The following is a 15,844-nucleotide window of genomic DNA, read 5'->3' on the forward strand; positions in this document are numbered from 1 at the left end:
AATTAAAAAAAAGTAAACCTGTCAAGATTACTTTTAAACTTTTAATTAAGTATGATCAATACTGTAAAATGGTGTTGAAATTTTTCTGAGCTTCTGTTATGGATTTAGAATATAAGGCTTTATCTAAGATCTTCAATAGTGGTGTTCTAACGGACATTGCTAAGGGTGATTTGTCTTATGTTTTTAAAATGGTAAATAAATTCTTTCCAGAAGACGATACTAAGCTTTCCTTGAAAGAGTTATATGAAAAAACATATCAAATTCTTCTTAGACAATACCCTAATGAGTATATCTATAAGAACTTAATAGCTAATAAAATTCTGTTAGGGCGCCACTCTTTGAACACAGCTACTATGTTGTCTGAGTTTAGAGTGGGAACCAATAAAGCTGATTGCGTGATCCTGAATGGCAAATCAACATGCTATGAAATTAAAACAGATTACGATTCTTTGGCTCGGTTAGATGACCAGTTGGATGCTTATACTCAGGTTTTTGACGATGTCTATGTTGTTTGTAGCCAAAAACATGTAAAGTCTGTTTTAGAAAAAACAAAAGCATCGATAGGTGTAATTTTTTTATCAGAAAAAATGACTTTTCAAGAAATAAGAAAAGCTCACCACAATGAAATTAAAAACAAAAAGCTGTTATTGCAAGCTCTTCGTAAGAATGAGTATGTGGAGTTGATTCAAAACTTAACTGGTGAGGTCTTAGAAGCTCCGAATACCCAGCTATTTGATTTATGCTTGGAAAAGCTATACTTAAATAATGATGAAAAAAAGTTAAATAGTTTATTTATTGAAACGTTAAAGAAATCACGAAAAAACAATGAACATTTTATAACTCATATGCCTAATTCTTTAGTTAATGCTATTATTAGTTATAAATTTAATAAACTTCAAATACGCTCATTAATAGACTATTTTGCTACTGAGGAAAAACTTAATGTACTATCCAATATTACGAGGAAAGCTTAATGAGTTGTTAGCGTTAAGAGAGTTAGCAAATCTTCCTGTTGATAAAAAGTTTTGTCCTGTTATTGAACCTGTTCGTAGTTCTTTAGCCCCCCTTTTTAGAACAATTAAAGAATTAAATGATAAAGAAATTGTTCCATTAATTTTTTTTAATCCGACTGTTGGGGATTTAGAAGGGTGTGGCTTTCACATAATAGAGGAGTTCAAGAAAGAAATTGAATTGCGCTATTTACCAGTATTCGCGGTAAAAGATAGTGTTGAAGATATTCGTTCGTTAATAGATCAATTTGAAGAATATGCTTTATTTCTAATTGATGGTTTAAGCAATAGTATTATAGATGCCTCAACTAAGGCTGCTTTAACATTCATAAGTTCTACAACAGCACCTAATCTAATAAAAAAATTAAATAATGTAGTTTTATATGATGATTTTTTTAAAAAGCAAAAAAGAAATGCCGATTACCCAGTAGAATCTCCATTCTCATCATTACATACATATTATAATGAATTCAGAAATGTTAATGGTTTTGGTGACTATACAATTTTAAGTGAAGAATATAATGAGTCAGGCGGACCGGCCTACGTAGTTACTATCCATGTTACTTATATCAACTCTAAAAAATTTGATGAAGCATTTGTTCGTCATTATTCTTCTGATACTGACAATGATACTCCAGCCAATCCTGGTAAAAAGTTTATAGAAGCATTAGAGAAATTTATTGTAGAAAAAAATGATCAGAAGATTGAGTTCCTAGACACATCAGCTAGTATTGATTTTCAGAAAATATATGATGCCAAACACTTTCCTGGTTTAGGTCAAGTAAAGAAAATTTCAATAATGCATCATATTGAAACTATTAATAATTATTTAATCAATAATTTAAATAATTGAGCTGATAATGAAAATAGAAAGATTTTGTTGTCAGCAATGTTTTACTGAAAAGAATATAGCTCAATTTATTTCAGAAAATGGCAATTTTAAATTGACTTGTTCTTATTGCGAAACAGAAAATGTACAGGCTATTAACCCTAAACTTATTTTTCAATTTGTAGAAAAATTTGCTTATGGTTTGAAAGAGGATAGTGCTGGAAAACCTTTGTTTGATGTACTTAATGAAGATTTCTGTTTTTTTGAGGATAAAGTAATTGATAAGATGAGTTTGCTTACGAGTATTCTCGATGAGAATCTCGATATCCTTGATAGAAGGTACTTTGTACCAGATTTAGACTTAATAAAAGATAGTTGGATTGAATTTTGTCAGGAGATTACTACTAAAAATAGATTTTTCCCCCAGACTAAATTATATAAAGATATTTTCACCAATACTAAAGAAGAGGATAGAGGTCAAACAAATGCTTTTATATTATTAGTAGATTCATTAACTAAATTTTATTCCACAGAAAGATGTTTTTACAGAGCACGCGTTCATGAAAGCAAATTATTAATTGATCAAATGAGGGCACCTCCTTCTATTACTGTGACTGCTGGTCGAGCAAATCCTATAGGTATTTCTTATTTATACTTGGCCGAAAATGAAAAAACATGTATTGCAGAAGTTCGCCCAAGTAATGGTAGCTTAGTTAGTGTAGCTACTTTTAATTTAAAAACTACTTTAAGTATTTTAGATTTAACTAATCCAAGAAAAAAAGCCTCCTTTCTTTTACAAGAAAGTGAAAGTTTAGAAAATAGTTTGATTCATATAAACCTATTAGAGATATTTGCCAAAGAGCTTTCCAAACCTGTTCTGCCTAATAGAACACATTTAGATTACATACCAACTCAATTTATTTGTGAATTTTTTAAAACAGTATGTGGTTTTCATGGTCTAGTTTTCAATAGTTCTTTTGGTAATGGTAAGAATATAGTTTTATTTGATCAAAATTTAGTTGAAGATGACTCAATGAAATATTTTAGGATTTCAAGTATTGATCATAACTACAGTTTAGACTAAATCATTTACATATTATTAAGCTCAATAACTTATTCAAAATGGTATTTTGTATACAGCAATTCATTTTAACTAAATAAAAAGCTGAATACGCTTAAACTTTTTATTTGCTTCAATTTCTGTTTTATAAAACTTGTCTTTATCAGTCGAATCCATAAATTTAGCAAAAGTATTGGATTCGAGTAGACGATATAGAAATCTTTCGCCCGTCTGAAGTACTACAGTCAACAAGTGGTGCTGGTAAAACACATGACCGATCTTAGATGAATTTATTTCAATTTTTTGCATTATGTTTATTAGCTATCCCTAGTCACTAGTACTTAATCTTTAAGCGCCCTGAGTCAACCGAAAATCAACTCAGGCCGCCTCAGGTTCACAGTGTTTAAAATCCTTCGTAATTACAGACTTCTATGCTTGAAATAAAATCGAGAGGCATAGTCAATCTCTCAGCAGTAATAGTTTCGAAATGAATCCAGATAGCAGCATCTCTATTCTCAAAACTAATACTTACAATCTTCACTAAATCATAAGGCTCAACATTATGGGTCAGAATAATATTGTAAAGTTGATCTGAACGTACGTAAGAGATAAGCATTTGATGGATTGCCGCTTGTTCATCACTACTTAGTTCACTGTATTTACTTAGTTCGGGTAAGCCATATTGCGTATTCACTTCAATCCTTATTAATCTTAAGTTTTCTGTAGAAAACGGCGATTCTATCAATTTAGACAAAGCTGAATATATTGGCTTTTGTTAATTCTTTCTTATCAACCATCTTTTGGCCAATTTTCCTTCTTCAGCCAACAAAAATTGATTGGGGGATTTATAGCGCAGAATACTTCTCTAAAAACTCATCTATCCATCCTTGTGCCACTTCAAGATTGGTTATGTCAGTCAGCTTTAAATTCGTCTCTTCTGCTTCGTTAAAGCCTTCAATAATAGCTTCAAAGATATTTGCTTCACTAATGACCTCACGTGCTATTTCAGCAGCGTCATAGCTTTGCTTGGCCTTCTTAAGCGAAGCTATTTGCTTATCAATCCCTTCACCGATTTTACCTAATGCCAACTTAAACTCTTGACGATTAATTGTTAGCGCAGTTTTGGATTTATTAAGTGTTGCGATCATTGTGGTTTCCTTCTTTTTTTGGGGCTACTATATTCAACATCTTGATAAAACCTAAGCCGCATATAGCGGCTTTTATTTTTTTAAGGTTTAACTAAAGCAGATTCCAGGCGACCAATAAAATCAATTTCATTAAGCTGCTCATTAGTAATAAATTCATCTGGATAGCGAATCTTGTCAGGATTATCACTTGCAAGCCTTACTGTTGTGCCGCCTGCATAGCTTATAAAAATCCTTTTCATTCTTAGCTCGTAGTTATGCTTAAAAACATACACCGATCCACTCTTAAGCATGCCTGGATCTTTATCAGCCACATCAATAAAAAGAGGGCTGTCTGGTGCTACAGTTGGCCACATACTGTATTCATCAGAATAAATAACTCTTAGGTTTTCAGGCTTTGCTTGTATACCCAAAATCCTAAGAAGTGATGGGTCAATATTTAAATATTCACTTGGGTCTTCTAAAAAATTTTCTATCCCGCTTCCACAAGAAGCTTTTACATCCCTGTACACCGGTATTTTCACATTAAATTTTTTTTCTTCAGTACTTCTAAATTCGATTGGAGAAATATAAATATCTCCTTTTTTTTCAGAAGCCTCAACCTGAACTTCTGGCTTCTGCTCTATTAGCTCCAAATTAGCATCTGTAAGTACAGCAACAGATATACCTGCCCAAGTAGAAATAGCATCAAGAACCTCTCTTCTGGGTTCTTTTGTAAGACCGCTCGCAACTCTAAATAAAGTAGCCTGTGGAATCTGGATCTCTTTGGAGAGCCTGTTTGGATTAGTTTTGTGTTTCTCAAACAGGTACTCAATATTCTTTTTTAAGAATGGGTACATCTGAAAGTCCTCGTAATATATTTACATTTTATTCAAAAAAGAATAATTAAACCGAAATAATTCACTTATGCATTGACAACTATTCATAAGTGAATAAGAATAAAATTAAAGTGAATTAGAGGTAGAGAAGCATGAACCTTAAAGAAAAGATCTTATTTCTACGCAGTCAAGGTCTTAGTCAGTCTGAAATTAGCAACCGTACAGGTATAGCTCAAAGCTCTGTATCAAAAATCGAAAATGACGAGCAGTTTGATGTGTCTTACAGCAAGGGTGCCGCTCTGGATCGTTTAGTAAGTGAAAGAACTCAACAAAACCAAATACTGGCATCTGCTTAAACCCATTATTACCAGATAAGCATTTGAAATAAATGTGAATAAACAAAGGGATTCACACATGGAATTCAGTAAAGAAGCGCAAAGCGCAATGTACAAGATGGTTCACCAAACACCAGGTATTGATCCAAAGCAGATTGCCGATGTTTTGGGCGACTCACATAAAACCGTTTTGAACTATGCAAATCCAAATATGGACTACCTGCCAAGCCTGAAGAAGTTCGAAATGATGCTTTCTTTTACTGGCAATCCAGTAGTTCTGCGTGCATGGGCACATCAATTAGGATTGGCTCTAATTCCTACTGGTTGTGACGGTAGTAAACACCATGAGCTATCAGTAATTGAAGCAATGATGCAGGGAAATATCTGCAATGGGCAGGCGAATCAGAAGGTATATGAAGCCTATGAAGATGGCGTAATCACACCGCAAGAATATGAAGAAATTCACAACATTTTTCAGCGGATTATCGAGTTTGCTACAGCAGCAGATCAAGCAGCGCTTAAACAAATGAAGCGTTATACCGCTAATCCACATAAAGAAAAAGCCTGAGGTTAGAACTCAGGCTTATTCAATTCATTAATTATCGGAACCAATGAATATGAAATCAAATTTAGCACATGAACCACCAATACCTCAAGGGCAAGTAGTTCATTTTCCAAAAAATGAGCGCAAAGCTATGTCGAATAAAGAAGAGCGCTACACCAAGATGCCAAATGGTTTAATTGATGGTCAGATCATGGCCCAGTTAAACGATAAGGCGTTTAAGTGTTTAATGTTTGTCATGCGTCAAACCATTGGATTTGACCGCGTATCTCACCCAATCGCCATCACTCAATTTCAAAAATATTGCGGTATCAAAAAACGCGATACGGTTATGTCATGTATTCGTGATCTGGAAGAACTTGGCTTGATCAAAGTTGAGAGAACAACAGGCTGTCTAAGTGAATATCAATTCACTCCTGACCAGTACCGCGAAAAGGGACTAGTACCAAATGAGGGTAGTACCCTTAAAGGTGATGGGACTAGTACCACCAAACGGGACGGGACTAGTACCGCGAAAGGTGACGGGACCAGTACCGTTGAACGGGGCACTATTAAAGAAACACTTAAAGAAACATTTAAAGAAAACTTTAAAGAGAAAAACGCGCAGGAAAATTCAGTTGATCAGGTATTGAATCTCTGGACACCAGATTTACATTCTCTGAATTCTTGGTTACAGCGATCAGGTGAAACCCCGATGACCCAAGAACTGGTGAATCAGATTTTACTTGAAGTGAATGCTCACTACGAACCACGTTTGAACGCAGGCTTGATCACAGACACCCAAATGTATTCAAACTTCGTGAAGTGGATCAAACGTAAATACACTCAAAAAACGTATCAACCTTCTGAAAAACAAAATTCTAATCTGGATGTGAATACAGCTTGGGCAGACCAAGCATCGCAACATCACGCACCAGTGAATTCATCAGTGCAGATCCCGGAGGACTTTGTATGAACGCAATGTCGATGCTGACTCAGGGATTAAAACAAACACAAGCGATCTGCTCGAAACACAAAATAGCGATGGTTCAAGCCGGTCCATATCACAAATGCCCACAATGCGCCGTAGAGTTTCTGGAAGAGCAAAAGCGCAATGCACAAGCTGAAATTGATCGTACCGTACGTGAAAAACACTTTGCAGGGGCAATGCTTCCAGAGCGCCATGCAACATCAGGTTTTAAGAATTACAACGTTCAACACGCTGGACACCAGAACGCACTGAATCAGGTTGTTTCCTTTGCCAAGAACATGATCAGCGGCCACAGAAACAATTTTGTGATGGTTGGACCTACTGGTACAGGAAAAACTCATCTCAGCTGCGCTACGGCTCGAACATTGCTCAACAAAGGCAAGTATGCACGGTACATCACCAGCGAAGATCTGGCACAGCGAATCATGAACGCATGGGAGCAGCCGGACGCTACAGAAAAATCTGTGATTTATGATTTCAGCCAGTACGACCTGTTGATCCTGGATGAATATGGATTGCATGACCGTGATAAACGTCGGGAGTTGGTGCACAAAGTCCTGTATGCACGTTATGACCGCATGAAGCCGACCATGCTGATTTCTAATCTGACATTAGCTGAGCTGCAAAAGGATTTAGGCGATCGTCTTTGGTCTCGTTTTCAACAGGGTGGCCTAACCTTGGTGGAATGTAATTGGGCAGATCAGCGTGTAGGGGGTGGGGTGTGAATACAACAATTGAAGAATTTTTGAAAAATGGTGGCGAGATTAAGCAAATTGATTCTGATGATCAGTCAAAAATCCACAGGAAAGTTAGCTTTGAAGATCAGATAAGTTTGATGCTTTTTGCTTGTTATGCCACTACGCCATTTTCAGTGAAGGACGTGCAAGAAGCTGTTTTTGATTTCCATAGAACCACTATTTACAGCCTGCTTCAGGAGCATGTCAAAGGTGGTTATTTGGAGCGTGTATCAGAGAGTCATTACCGTGCAACTGCATATGCCAAAGACATTATGAATGTAAAGGGTGAAATTGCCGTATGAAGGATCTAAACAAAACATTGATGTTTATTTTCATGGCAATTGGCGCCGTCGTTTTGTGGATGTGGTGTGAATGACCAGCTACTCAATCGCTGAATACAAAAAGATGGTTAAGGCCACCAGACCGAAAGGGCGCTCCAAGCGTCCTAAGGTTAAAAGTGAAAAGATACCGAATGAGTTTGAAGCAAAGCTGGCCAGAGAATTAAAGACTTTAAAAATAGATTTTGAGCAGGAATTTAAATTTCACCCGGATCGTAAGTGGAAAGCAGATTTTCACTTGATAGACAAAAAGATATTAGTTGAGGTTGAAGGTGGGATCTGGACCGGTGGCAGGCATACAAGGGGTAAAGGGTACTTAGGTGATCTAGAAAAATATAACGCAGCAACAATGATGGGTTTTCAGGTAATACGGTTTAGTACAGATCAAGTGAAGTCAGGTCACGCGATCCAGCAGATAGAGAAGATGGTAGGGGATTTAGGATGAATGCAGCGGTAAAGGCAAAAGTAATGGATTGGGCGAAGTACAACATTGATGGGTGGTTGGAACAGTTTGGGGCATGGTGTGAAACCGTTCGGATGAAGGGCGGAGATTTGCCAGATGGGTTACATGTAAATCAAATTTATTGGTTGATCCGTGAGGCTGATAAAACTCCGCGTAACTCTAAATGCTATATCAAGTGCGAGATCAGTGACTTCGAAGCAGATCAAATACAGGAGTTGCTAAGAGGTATTTTTAGATCTGATGCGGTGGATTATGCGGCCAAGTATGCCGTGATGTGTTTGGTCAAGCATAAGGTAGAGAATCGTAGCTTAAGTGCGGTAGCAATGATTACAAACCAGTCAAAAGGTCAAGTGAATATCGTAGTGGGGTGTGCTAGATTCTATCTTGCTGGTAAATATAATTTTTTAAGAATGGAATGAGAGATGAATTTGGTAAAGGCTATAGAGGGCAAAGATTTGTTAGAAATTGAAAATAATATTAATAAATTTATTAAAGATTATGAAGGAGAACTTCTGCAATTTCAGGTATTCAGAAATGATACATATAACAAGTTCGAAGCCATCATTTCATATAGGCAATCAATACCCACTCAAAAGTAATTGACCGTTTAAACGAGATATGGCATATTTCTGTTATAGTGACCGAAGTGTACGTGATGCACTAAGTTAATAAAGCTCGCCAAGTGGCGGGCTTTTTTGACATTATTTATTCATAAAATTAAGTGATAATGCCTTTTTGTTTTTGAGCTCTAATTGAAATGGCGATTTTAACTGTTAAAAAACTAGAAGATACTCTCGGTAAATTAGTGGCTGAAGGCAAAAAGCCTGAAAAGATTTTATTAGGCTATAAAGCGTATGGCGAGCTAATGAATGATCGCAGCTTTTTTGAGGAAGTGGCTGGCTCGGCAATGGATCCAAACAAACGAAAATATAAAAATATTAAAATTAAGGTCACTCAAGACGAATACCAGTTTAACGTGAAATGTCAAAAATAGGTTTAAGCATCAAGGAAAGCTCGCCAAATGGTGGGCTTTTTGTTATTTAAAATATTGTTATTTTTATATTTAGCTAAAAAGCAGTTTAATAGTATCCACTATGCTATAAGTCGACTCCGTTATCTATTTTAAATAATCAAATGAGAGCGAATGGATGATGAAGATGGGTATGGATGGTGTGAGCTTATATATGCTGAAGCACTAAAACTATATAGACCGTCGAAATATGAAGCAGTTAATAAACTTAGATTCCTTGCCTCAATTTTAGAGCTATTTGCTGAAATACGGAATGAGGATGCAATTGTTGAAGTTAAAGCTGCGAATATAAAATTTAAGTTTAGATCGGCTTTGTTGCATAAATATGTAAGCATCTGATTTAAATAAATTTAATTTTGGATCAAAAAATAATCAAAACTTTTAAAATCATATAGTTATGAAATCTTTGTGCAACAAAGCCGTTTAGATCTAAGAATTATGTATTTTGGGTTTTTGAAATACCTGATTACAAAGATCGAAAATTATACTTGGCATATATGAATAATCACTTAAGTAAGTTATTAATAGATTAAAAAGAAGCTCATCGAAAGGTGGGCTTTTTTATTGCTTAAAATTTATTACATGAAAAGAAAAGCAACTTAAACTCTACATTTGAAAACAGTTTCTTAATATTCTCTATACTTTCTTATCGAAGCCTTGGTGCTATATTGTTTTTGCGATAAGAAGAAGATGCAATACGAAGAAAGTGACTACAGCACTGGCCCACTTATTTGACGAGTAAGTGGGCTTTTTATTGCCTGTAAAAAGGCGACCCAAGCCTACTGGAGTGCTGACCAGTGGAACATGCCATCGAGTAAACTTCCTTCGGGAATTCAGACTAGGGAGTAGCGTCCCGACCTAAAGAGGATTGAAAGCAAGTAAAGCAGACCGTGCATGTTAGGTGTGTGTGATTGTGAGTAGCGTTTGGCCCTGCGAAAAGGGCTTTTTTATTGCCCTGAGAAATACTAGTGTAATCACACCAAGTTAAAATGCTTGATTAACCAGGAAGGAATCTTGCTTAGTTCGACAAAGTTAATGACATTATTTCAGTAATGAATATTATAAATTTATGTTTTATAAGTGAAAATAACTGACATTTCTTGCGACATGATTGCTTGATTGTCCAGGAGTAAATCATGCTTAGATTACTGATGTGTTTATTCGGCCTGCATGGTGCGACTGAGATCGATTACACGGTTGATGATGAAGAAATCAAGGTATGTCGTGATTGTATGAAAGAAATAAAGTGACTTAATTCACTTTAATCGTTAAAATCACTTGGTAATTAACAGTTTATTTTTAAAACGAGTTAGATCTCAAATATAATACATATTATCTTACCGATTATTCAAAATCTCCACATTTTGGATTTCAAGTTTCGCCCACATCGACCCCAATGATGTGGGTTTTTTTTGACTAAAATTCGCCGAACGTATTACGGCAAACAAAGCCCCTCGCATTCTAGATGTTGAGGGGTTTTTCTTTTCTTATTGGTGATTACATGACAGACAAAGTACAAGCGAAACAAGACTTAGAATTTTGCAGTGCTGAGCTGTCTAAGTATCAGAATCTTAGTAGATCGGGATTGACGCGGTCAGAGATGCTAACGATTGACGGCATCATGATTAAGCTAAAAGAGCGCATTAAGAATTTACGTGAAGCATTGTATGCGTGATTCAAAGCGATTAGCGGCAATCAGAAAGCTGCCATGTATTCGATGCGGCAATCCAAACTCACAAGCGGCTCACAGTAATTCAGCCAAGCATGGTAAGGGTAGATCGATCAAAAGTTCTGACCGGTTCACAATTCCACTTTGTTTTAAATGCCATGCTGCATTCGATCGTTTTGAATTGGGTAATCGGGCAGAGAGTGAAGCGATGTTTGATCAGTGGTTGGTGAAAGTGGATCGGATGTTGGCGATGGAAGATAAAGAGGTGTTTTGATGAAGCAAGCTACGTTTTCACCAGTATTTGCATCCATGTATTGTGGTTTGTGCGACATTGCCAGAAACAACGGCTATGCACTAACAGTTCACGGCACTATGAATCTTGATTTTGATTTAGTTGCCATCCCGTGGACAGATCAAGCAATTGAACCGGAAGATTTGATCAAGTTGATAGCTGATCGTTGTAATTTGCTAACTGGCCAAGAGTTTGGCACGGGAATATACCAGCAGGATCCAGAGATCAAACCTCATGGTCGATTGGCTTGGCTGGTTATAGTTGGTAGTGGTGCTGCTTTAGATATCAGTGTCATGCCAAAGCTAAGTAATTGAAAATATTATCGTACGAAGTTTTAGGAGATAGGAAATGCAAAAAGCCGTGTTTCCTATCCAGAGTCATGCCGACATCACCAAAGCCATTAACTACATGCATACGAACTACACCCAGGCGATTAATGAGGGTAAGCCGTTAAGGGTGGTGATTGATCGGAAACAGGATGATAGGTCAACTGCACAGAATAGGCTCATGTGGATGTGGTTAGGTCAAATAGAGAAAAAGACTGGTCAGGATAAAGATTCACTCCATTATGAGTTTAAGAAGCGCTTTCTGATTTATATCTATCGTCGTGATGATCAAGAGTTTGCTGAGACCTGTAATGCGATTGCAATGCTTAAGCAGAATGAATGTGAAGAATACAGAGTGATTGCAGAGCAAGTGATAAGACTTTGCAGTACAACCAAATTAAGCGTTAAGCAGATGACCGAGTATTTGAATTACGTGCATGACTTTGCTGTGACTCAGTTGCATGTGCATTTGACTGTGCCGGATGATTTGAAGTGGTGTTGTGTAGAATAGATATTTCAAATTTCAAAAAGCCCATCAGGTAGATAGGCTTTTCTTACTAATCAAAAGATTGAGCGATGATTTACTTTTTATCTGTATTTTCTTTTTGATCATCTTGCTCTTTAGTGGAGGTTGTATCATTTTGATTGGGTTTATCTTGTGTAGGCTTCTGTGTATGGTTTTCTGATTTAGGCTTGTTTTCAGTAGCATTATTTGAAAATTGATTGAAAGAAGCTTTTTGAGCGGTATTTGTATTAACTAACATAGTTTTCTCAATTTTTGTTGCCGAAGATTCGACCTATTCAGAGTGACATACTAGTAGCACTTACAATGGGATGATTTGGAGGGATAAGTGTAGATATATGTAGGATTTAAATGTTTATATCTTATTTATATTTCAAAGGTTTTTATAATAAACCGGTCGCCAGATTGATCTGTATCACTATTTAAATAGTCAAGGTATTTAATTTATATCTTCTCGATACATTGCTGATACAAGGGGTGTATATGGACGAAAAAGAATATTTCTGGAAAACCAAGAAGCGTCCAATCAAAACCAAACCCCGCAATAAGCCACTACCGAAAGCCAAAGAAAAATACTTAGAAGCAGAAGAAACCCTATTTCAAGAATTAGAAGAACATGCCATTGGTTATCGTCGAAAGTTTCAATTTGAATCAACCAAAAATTGGCGGTTTGATTTTTATATTGTGAAGCTGAACCTTCTTATAGAAATTGTGGGCAGTCCATGGGCGGTTGGTCGTGGTGGGAAAAAGATAGCGAATTCATTTAATAAGTATGATCTTGCTGAAGATCAAGGTTATACATTTGTGCGCCTTGAACCTCATCAGATTGAATCGGGTTATGCAATTAACTGGATTCGAAGTCAGTTAGAGAGATTAGAAGATGGAACAGTTCAGACCATTCCCGCCGTCGGATCTGATTGATCAGGCTGAGGAAGAGGAAGCAATCCGATTAGCACCTGCACCAGAGCTTAAAGAGTGGGTCATGAATAACTGGCTTACTTTAGGTGGTGAGTTACATAACCCGGATCATGATCATATTGCTGAACTACTCCATGACAATGAAGAGTTCCTTGCATTCGCATGGGCATCATCTGCCGCCGTAGCGAAAAAACGTATGGTGCTGGGCCAATGTGAAAAGGTCATGTTTAACCAAGGTGGCTGGAAGAAAGCACGTCAAGAACAGCAAATGCGTGATTGGTACGGCTTTGTACCTCAGTACCTGATCACTGTGGATGCTGCATTCTGTGAACAGGCTTCAGATCGTGAATTCTGCCGGTTGATTGAGCATGAGCTGTATCACATTGGGGTTGAGCGCGATGAAGATGGTGAAATTATTTATAGCGATATGACTGGATTGCCTAAGCATTACTTGGCTGGCCATGATGTTGAAGTGTTCTTTGGTGAAGTTAAACGATGGGGTGCAGACGAGTCTGTCAAACGACTTTTGGAAATTGCCAAGAATGCGCCGTTTGTATCAGAGGCAAGTATGGCTGCGTGTTGTGGGAACTGTGTGATTGGTTAAATTTTTTTGCCTGTCTTGTACGACGTAGAACGACAAAGAGGTGTTTATGGCAGCATTAAAAGAGCCTGTAAAAATGTTTATAGTTCAGTCTCTTGCTTGCTTTGAAACCCCTCAACAAGTAGCAGACGCGGTAGAAGAAATATATAAGATCAAGATTGATCGAAAACAATGTCACAGTTATGACCCGACAAAATATGCAGGTCGTAATCTCAGTAAAAAATTAAAGGATTTATTTGAGCAAACTCGCAAAGAGTTTCGTGAAAATATTGATGATATTGCGATTGCTAACAAGGCGTTTCGTTTACGTGAGCTTCAGAAGATGTATGAGGATTCTGGAAAAAATAAACGGGCAAAACAAAATCTGCTGAAACAGGCATTCCAAGAAACAGATGGCCGTGTGACAAAGCAGGAAATCACTGGTCCAGACGGCGGGCCAATTCAACAAGAAACCAAATCAACGCATCAATTCACACCAGATGAGCTTAACGGACTATCCGCTCAAGAGCTTTCGCGTTTAGCAATTAATGGCAAGTTATGACTTATGCAATCGAAGATATAGCGCCACTAATTAAAGAGTGGACGATCAATACACGTCTGCCTGAAATCATTGAAGAAATGAAACGGCGTTATTACTACCGGATGCTGATAGAGCAGAATAAACTAAGTCGAGAGGCTGAAATCTACAGATGTAAGAATGATCCGGCTCATTGGTTTAATCACTGGGTATGGACTTACGATCCACGGGGCATGCCTTTTGGACTGCCTGCGAATATTCCTTTTGTTTTGCGTCCTGGTCAGGTTGAACTCGTTGATTGGCTGATTGAACGTGAAGGTACCCAGACACACGGTTTAATTGAAAAAAGTCGTGACGAAGGGATGAGCTATGTAGTCTTGGGCTTTTATTTGCACCGGTGGTTATTCGTTGAAGGCTTTGCTGGTGGCGTCGGTAGTCGTAAAGAAGATCTGGTTGATAAAAAAGGCGATCCGAAAACGTTACTGCACAAATTTAGGGATATGTTTTCCAAGCTGCCAGACTGGATGAAACCTAAAGGCTTTGTCGAGAAAGTGCATGACAACTACATGCGAATCATCAACCCGGACAACGGCGCAACGGTTACGGGTGAGGCTGGTGACAATATTGGCCGTGGTGGTCGTACCACAATGTACTTTCTGGATGAATGGGCATTCGTAGAGCGGCAAGAAGCTGTTGATGCTGCCATTTCTCAAAACACAAACGTACATATCAAGGGATCTACACCAAACGGTATTGGGGACAAGTTTCACCAGGATCGTTTTAGTGGTCGTTACGCCGTTTTTACGATGGCATGGCGTGATAACCCAGATAAGAACTGGCAGGTCGAATTTAATGGCAAGCTAATTCATCCCTGGTATGAAAAACAATTGGCCACACTTGATGACATCGTTTTAGCTCAAGAAGTTGATATTGATTATGCCGCGTCAGTAGAAGGTGTATTGATTCCATCAGCATGGGTGCAGGCTGCAGTCGATGCTCATCTCCATTTAGATATTCAGCCTTCAGGCGAACGTATGGGTGCTCTTGATGTGGCAGATGAGGGTAAGGATAAGAACTCCTTTGCTGCACGTCATGGCATCGTACTGCAGTATTTGGATACCTGGTCAGGCGTTGGTGATGACATCTTTGGCACAACTCAGAAAGCAATTGATGCTTGCCTTGATTTACGTTTGAACTCCTTTTACTACGATGCTGACGGTCTTGGTGCTGGTGTCCGTGGTGATGCTCGAGTCATTAATGAGCAGAATCGATCTAAAGGGATACCGGAGATCGAGGCCAATCCATTCCGTGGCTCAGGTGCAGTTCATAACCCTGAGCAGGAAATGGTTGAGGCGCGTAAAAACGTAGACTTCTTTGCCAATCTTAAAGCTCAGATGTGGTGGTCACTACGCATAAGATTTCAGAATACTTATCGAGCCTTACAGGGTATGCAATATGATCTAGACAATCTTATTTCGCTCTCTACCAAAGACATAAACAAGCAGGAGCTTGAACAGCTCAAGCGAGAGTTATCGCAACCCACTTATACAAAGAATGGTGCAGGCAAAATCTTAGTCAATAAGCAACCGGACGGGGCCTTATCTCCAAACCGAGCAGACAGCATCATGATTTGCTTTAGTGATATCCGTGAGCGAAAACGGAAAAAACCTGCAGGTGCAGGTACTCGAACCTATTGATAAG

The 15,844-nt window shown here is 37.7% G+C and carries 24 protein-coding genes; 19 read left to right on the forward strand and 5 right to left on the reverse strand.

Annotated elements, in window-relative coordinates; all coding sequences use genetic code 11:
* Positions 1–98 precede the first annotated feature (98 nt).
* From AC13CK_RS08750 to AC13CK_RS08760, 3 genes are read left to right on the forward strand one after another with little or no spacing between them, the layout of a single operon-like run.
* Complete coding sequence (locus AC13CK_RS08750) at positions 99–974, forward strand: sce7726 family protein (protein ID WP_312602988.1); 876 nt, start codon at positions 99–101, stop codon at positions 972–974.
* On the forward strand, positions 943–1,863 hold the full coding sequence (locus AC13CK_RS08755) for a sce7725 family protein (RefSeq protein ID WP_312602987.1): 921 nt from the start codon (positions 943–945) through the stop codon (positions 1,861–1,863). The genes AC13CK_RS08750 and AC13CK_RS08755 overlap by 32 nt, the downstream gene beginning before the upstream one ends.
* A gap of 7 nt (positions 1,864–1,870) precedes the next feature.
* The gene (locus AC13CK_RS08760; RefSeq protein WP_333833499.1) at positions 1,871–2,923 is read left to right on the forward strand and encodes an RES family NAD+ phosphorylase; all 1,053 of its coding nucleotides are present in this window, start codon (positions 1,871–1,873) and stop codon (positions 2,921–2,923) included.
* A 69-nt stretch (positions 2,924–2,992) separates the two neighbouring features.
* On the opposite strand, the gene AC13CK_RS08765 is transcribed toward AC13CK_RS08760, so the two are convergent.
* The 4 genes from AC13CK_RS08765 to AC13CK_RS08780 all read right to left on the reverse strand — a co-directional run bounded on the left by AC13CK_RS08765 (position 2,993) and on the right by AC13CK_RS08780 (position 4,883).
* Positions 2,993–3,208 carry a KTSC domain-containing protein gene (locus tag AC13CK_RS08765; RefSeq protein ID WP_482831097.1) on the reverse strand — a complete coding sequence of 72 codons (216 nt, stop codon included), beginning with the start codon at positions 3,206–3,208 and terminating at the stop codon, positions 2,993–2,995.
* Between the two features lie 94 nt (positions 3,209–3,302).
* Complete coding sequence (locus AC13CK_RS08770) at positions 3,303–3,593, reverse strand: hypothetical protein (RefSeq protein ID WP_332858625.1); 291 nt, start codon at positions 3,591–3,593, stop codon at positions 3,303–3,305.
* A gap of 151 nt (positions 3,594–3,744) precedes the next feature.
* Complete coding sequence (locus AC13CK_RS08775; RefSeq protein WP_005171438.1) at positions 3,745–4,047, reverse strand: hypothetical protein; 303 nt, start codon at positions 4,045–4,047, stop codon at positions 3,745–3,747.
* Positions 4,048–4,127: 80 nt separating this feature from the next.
* The gene (locus AC13CK_RS08780) at positions 4,128–4,883 is read right to left on the reverse strand and encodes a S24 family peptidase (RefSeq protein WP_425878113.1); all 756 of its coding nucleotides are present in this window, start codon (positions 4,881–4,883) and stop codon (positions 4,128–4,130) included.
* Between the two features lie 131 nt (positions 4,884–5,014).
* Between AC13CK_RS08780 and AC13CK_RS08785 the strand changes: the two genes are divergently transcribed.
* From AC13CK_RS08785 to AC13CK_RS08840, 12 genes are all read left to right on the forward strand, one after another.
* The gene (locus tag AC13CK_RS08785; protein WP_425878115.1) at positions 5,015–5,218 is read left to right on the forward strand and encodes a helix-turn-helix domain-containing protein; all 204 of its coding nucleotides are present in this window, start codon (positions 5,015–5,017) and stop codon (positions 5,216–5,218) included.
* A 58-nt stretch (positions 5,219–5,276) separates the two neighbouring features.
* Positions 5,277–5,765, forward strand: a complete 489-nt coding sequence (locus AC13CK_RS08790; protein WP_191730667.1) for a phage regulatory CII family protein — start codon at positions 5,277–5,279, stop codon at positions 5,763–5,765.
* Between the two features lie 127 nt (positions 5,766–5,892).
* The gene (locus tag AC13CK_RS08795; RefSeq protein ID WP_482831098.1) at positions 5,893–6,714 is read left to right on the forward strand and encodes a replication protein; all 822 of its coding nucleotides are present in this window, start codon (positions 5,893–5,895) and stop codon (positions 6,712–6,714) included.
* Positions 6,711–7,454: an ATP-binding protein gene (locus AC13CK_RS08800; protein WP_180100928.1), complete on the forward strand. Its 744-nt coding sequence runs from the start codon at positions 6,711–6,713 to the stop codon at positions 7,452–7,454. Before AC13CK_RS08795 ends, AC13CK_RS08800 begins: the two co-directional genes overlap by 4 nt.
* Positions 7,451–7,768, forward strand: a complete 318-nt coding sequence (locus tag AC13CK_RS08805; RefSeq protein WP_004730172.1) for a hypothetical protein — start codon at positions 7,451–7,453, stop codon at positions 7,766–7,768. Before AC13CK_RS08800 ends, AC13CK_RS08805 begins: the two co-directional genes overlap by 4 nt.
* A 70-nt stretch (positions 7,769–7,838) precedes the next feature.
* Entirely contained in the window at positions 7,839–8,249 is a 411-nt protein-coding gene (locus AC13CK_RS08810) for a DUF559 domain-containing protein (RefSeq protein ID WP_482831099.1), read from the forward strand.
* On the forward strand, positions 8,246–8,686 hold the full coding sequence (locus AC13CK_RS08815) for a hypothetical protein (RefSeq protein WP_482831100.1): 441 nt from the start codon (positions 8,246–8,248) through the stop codon (positions 8,684–8,686). The genes AC13CK_RS08810 and AC13CK_RS08815 overlap by 4 nt, the downstream gene beginning before the upstream one ends.
* Before the next feature lie 338 nt (positions 8,687–9,024).
* Complete coding sequence (locus AC13CK_RS08820) at positions 9,025–9,261, forward strand: hypothetical protein (protein ID WP_005262234.1); 237 nt, start codon at positions 9,025–9,027, stop codon at positions 9,259–9,261.
* Positions 9,262–9,411: 150 nt separating this feature from the next.
* On the forward strand, positions 9,412–9,636 hold the full coding sequence (locus AC13CK_RS08825) for a hypothetical protein (RefSeq protein WP_482831101.1): 225 nt from the start codon (positions 9,412–9,414) through the stop codon (positions 9,634–9,636).
* A gap of 1,328 nt (positions 9,637–10,964) precedes the next feature.
* Positions 10,965–11,240 carry a DUF968 domain-containing protein gene (locus AC13CK_RS08830; RefSeq protein ID WP_482831102.1) on the forward strand — a complete coding sequence of 92 codons (276 nt, stop codon included), beginning with the start codon at positions 10,965–10,967 and terminating at the stop codon, positions 11,238–11,240.
* Complete coding sequence (locus tag AC13CK_RS08835; protein WP_409652735.1) at positions 11,240–11,572, forward strand: hypothetical protein; 333 nt, start codon at positions 11,240–11,242, stop codon at positions 11,570–11,572. Before AC13CK_RS08830 ends, AC13CK_RS08835 begins: the two co-directional genes overlap by 1 nt.
* A gap of 34 nt (positions 11,573–11,606) precedes the next feature.
* The gene (locus tag AC13CK_RS08840; protein WP_482831103.1) at positions 11,607–12,095 is read left to right on the forward strand and encodes a recombination protein NinB; all 489 of its coding nucleotides are present in this window, start codon (positions 11,607–11,609) and stop codon (positions 12,093–12,095) included.
* A gap of 70 nt (positions 12,096–12,165) precedes the next feature.
* Here the strand turns inward: AC13CK_RS08840 and AC13CK_RS08845 are convergent, their stop codons facing one another.
* Positions 12,166–12,348 (reverse strand): hypothetical protein, encoded by a 183-nt coding sequence (locus AC13CK_RS08845; RefSeq protein WP_004646436.1) that lies wholly within the window; start codon positions 12,346–12,348, stop codon positions 12,166–12,168.
* A gap of 242 nt (positions 12,349–12,590) precedes the next feature.
* On the opposite strand from AC13CK_RS08845, the gene AC13CK_RS08850 reads away from it, so the two are divergent.
* Genes AC13CK_RS08850 through AC13CK_RS08865 form a run of 4 tightly spaced genes read left to right on the forward strand, consistent with a single transcriptional unit; the run spans position 12,591 to position 15,840 of the window.
* On the forward strand, positions 12,591–13,028 hold the full coding sequence (locus AC13CK_RS08850; RefSeq protein ID WP_482831104.1) for a hypothetical protein: 438 nt from the start codon (positions 12,591–12,593) through the stop codon (positions 13,026–13,028).
* Entirely contained in the window at positions 12,988–13,629 is a 642-nt protein-coding gene (locus tag AC13CK_RS08855) for a putative metallopeptidase (RefSeq protein WP_482831105.1), read from the forward strand. The genes AC13CK_RS08850 and AC13CK_RS08855 overlap by 41 nt, the downstream gene beginning before the upstream one ends.
* 46 nt (positions 13,630–13,675) lie before the next feature.
* Positions 13,676–14,167 carry a DUF2280 domain-containing protein gene (locus AC13CK_RS08860; protein ID WP_010117574.1) on the forward strand — a complete coding sequence of 164 codons (492 nt, stop codon included), beginning with the start codon at positions 13,676–13,678 and terminating at the stop codon, positions 14,165–14,167.
* Positions 14,164–15,840 carry a terminase large subunit gene (locus AC13CK_RS08865; protein WP_482831106.1) on the forward strand — a complete coding sequence of 559 codons (1,677 nt, stop codon included), beginning with the start codon at positions 14,164–14,166 and terminating at the stop codon, positions 15,838–15,840. The genes AC13CK_RS08860 and AC13CK_RS08865 overlap by 4 nt, the downstream gene beginning before the upstream one ends.
* The last annotated feature ends 4 nt before the right edge of the window (positions 15,841–15,844 follow it).

Source organism: Acinetobacter sp. L-24 (genome assembly GCF_056857555.1).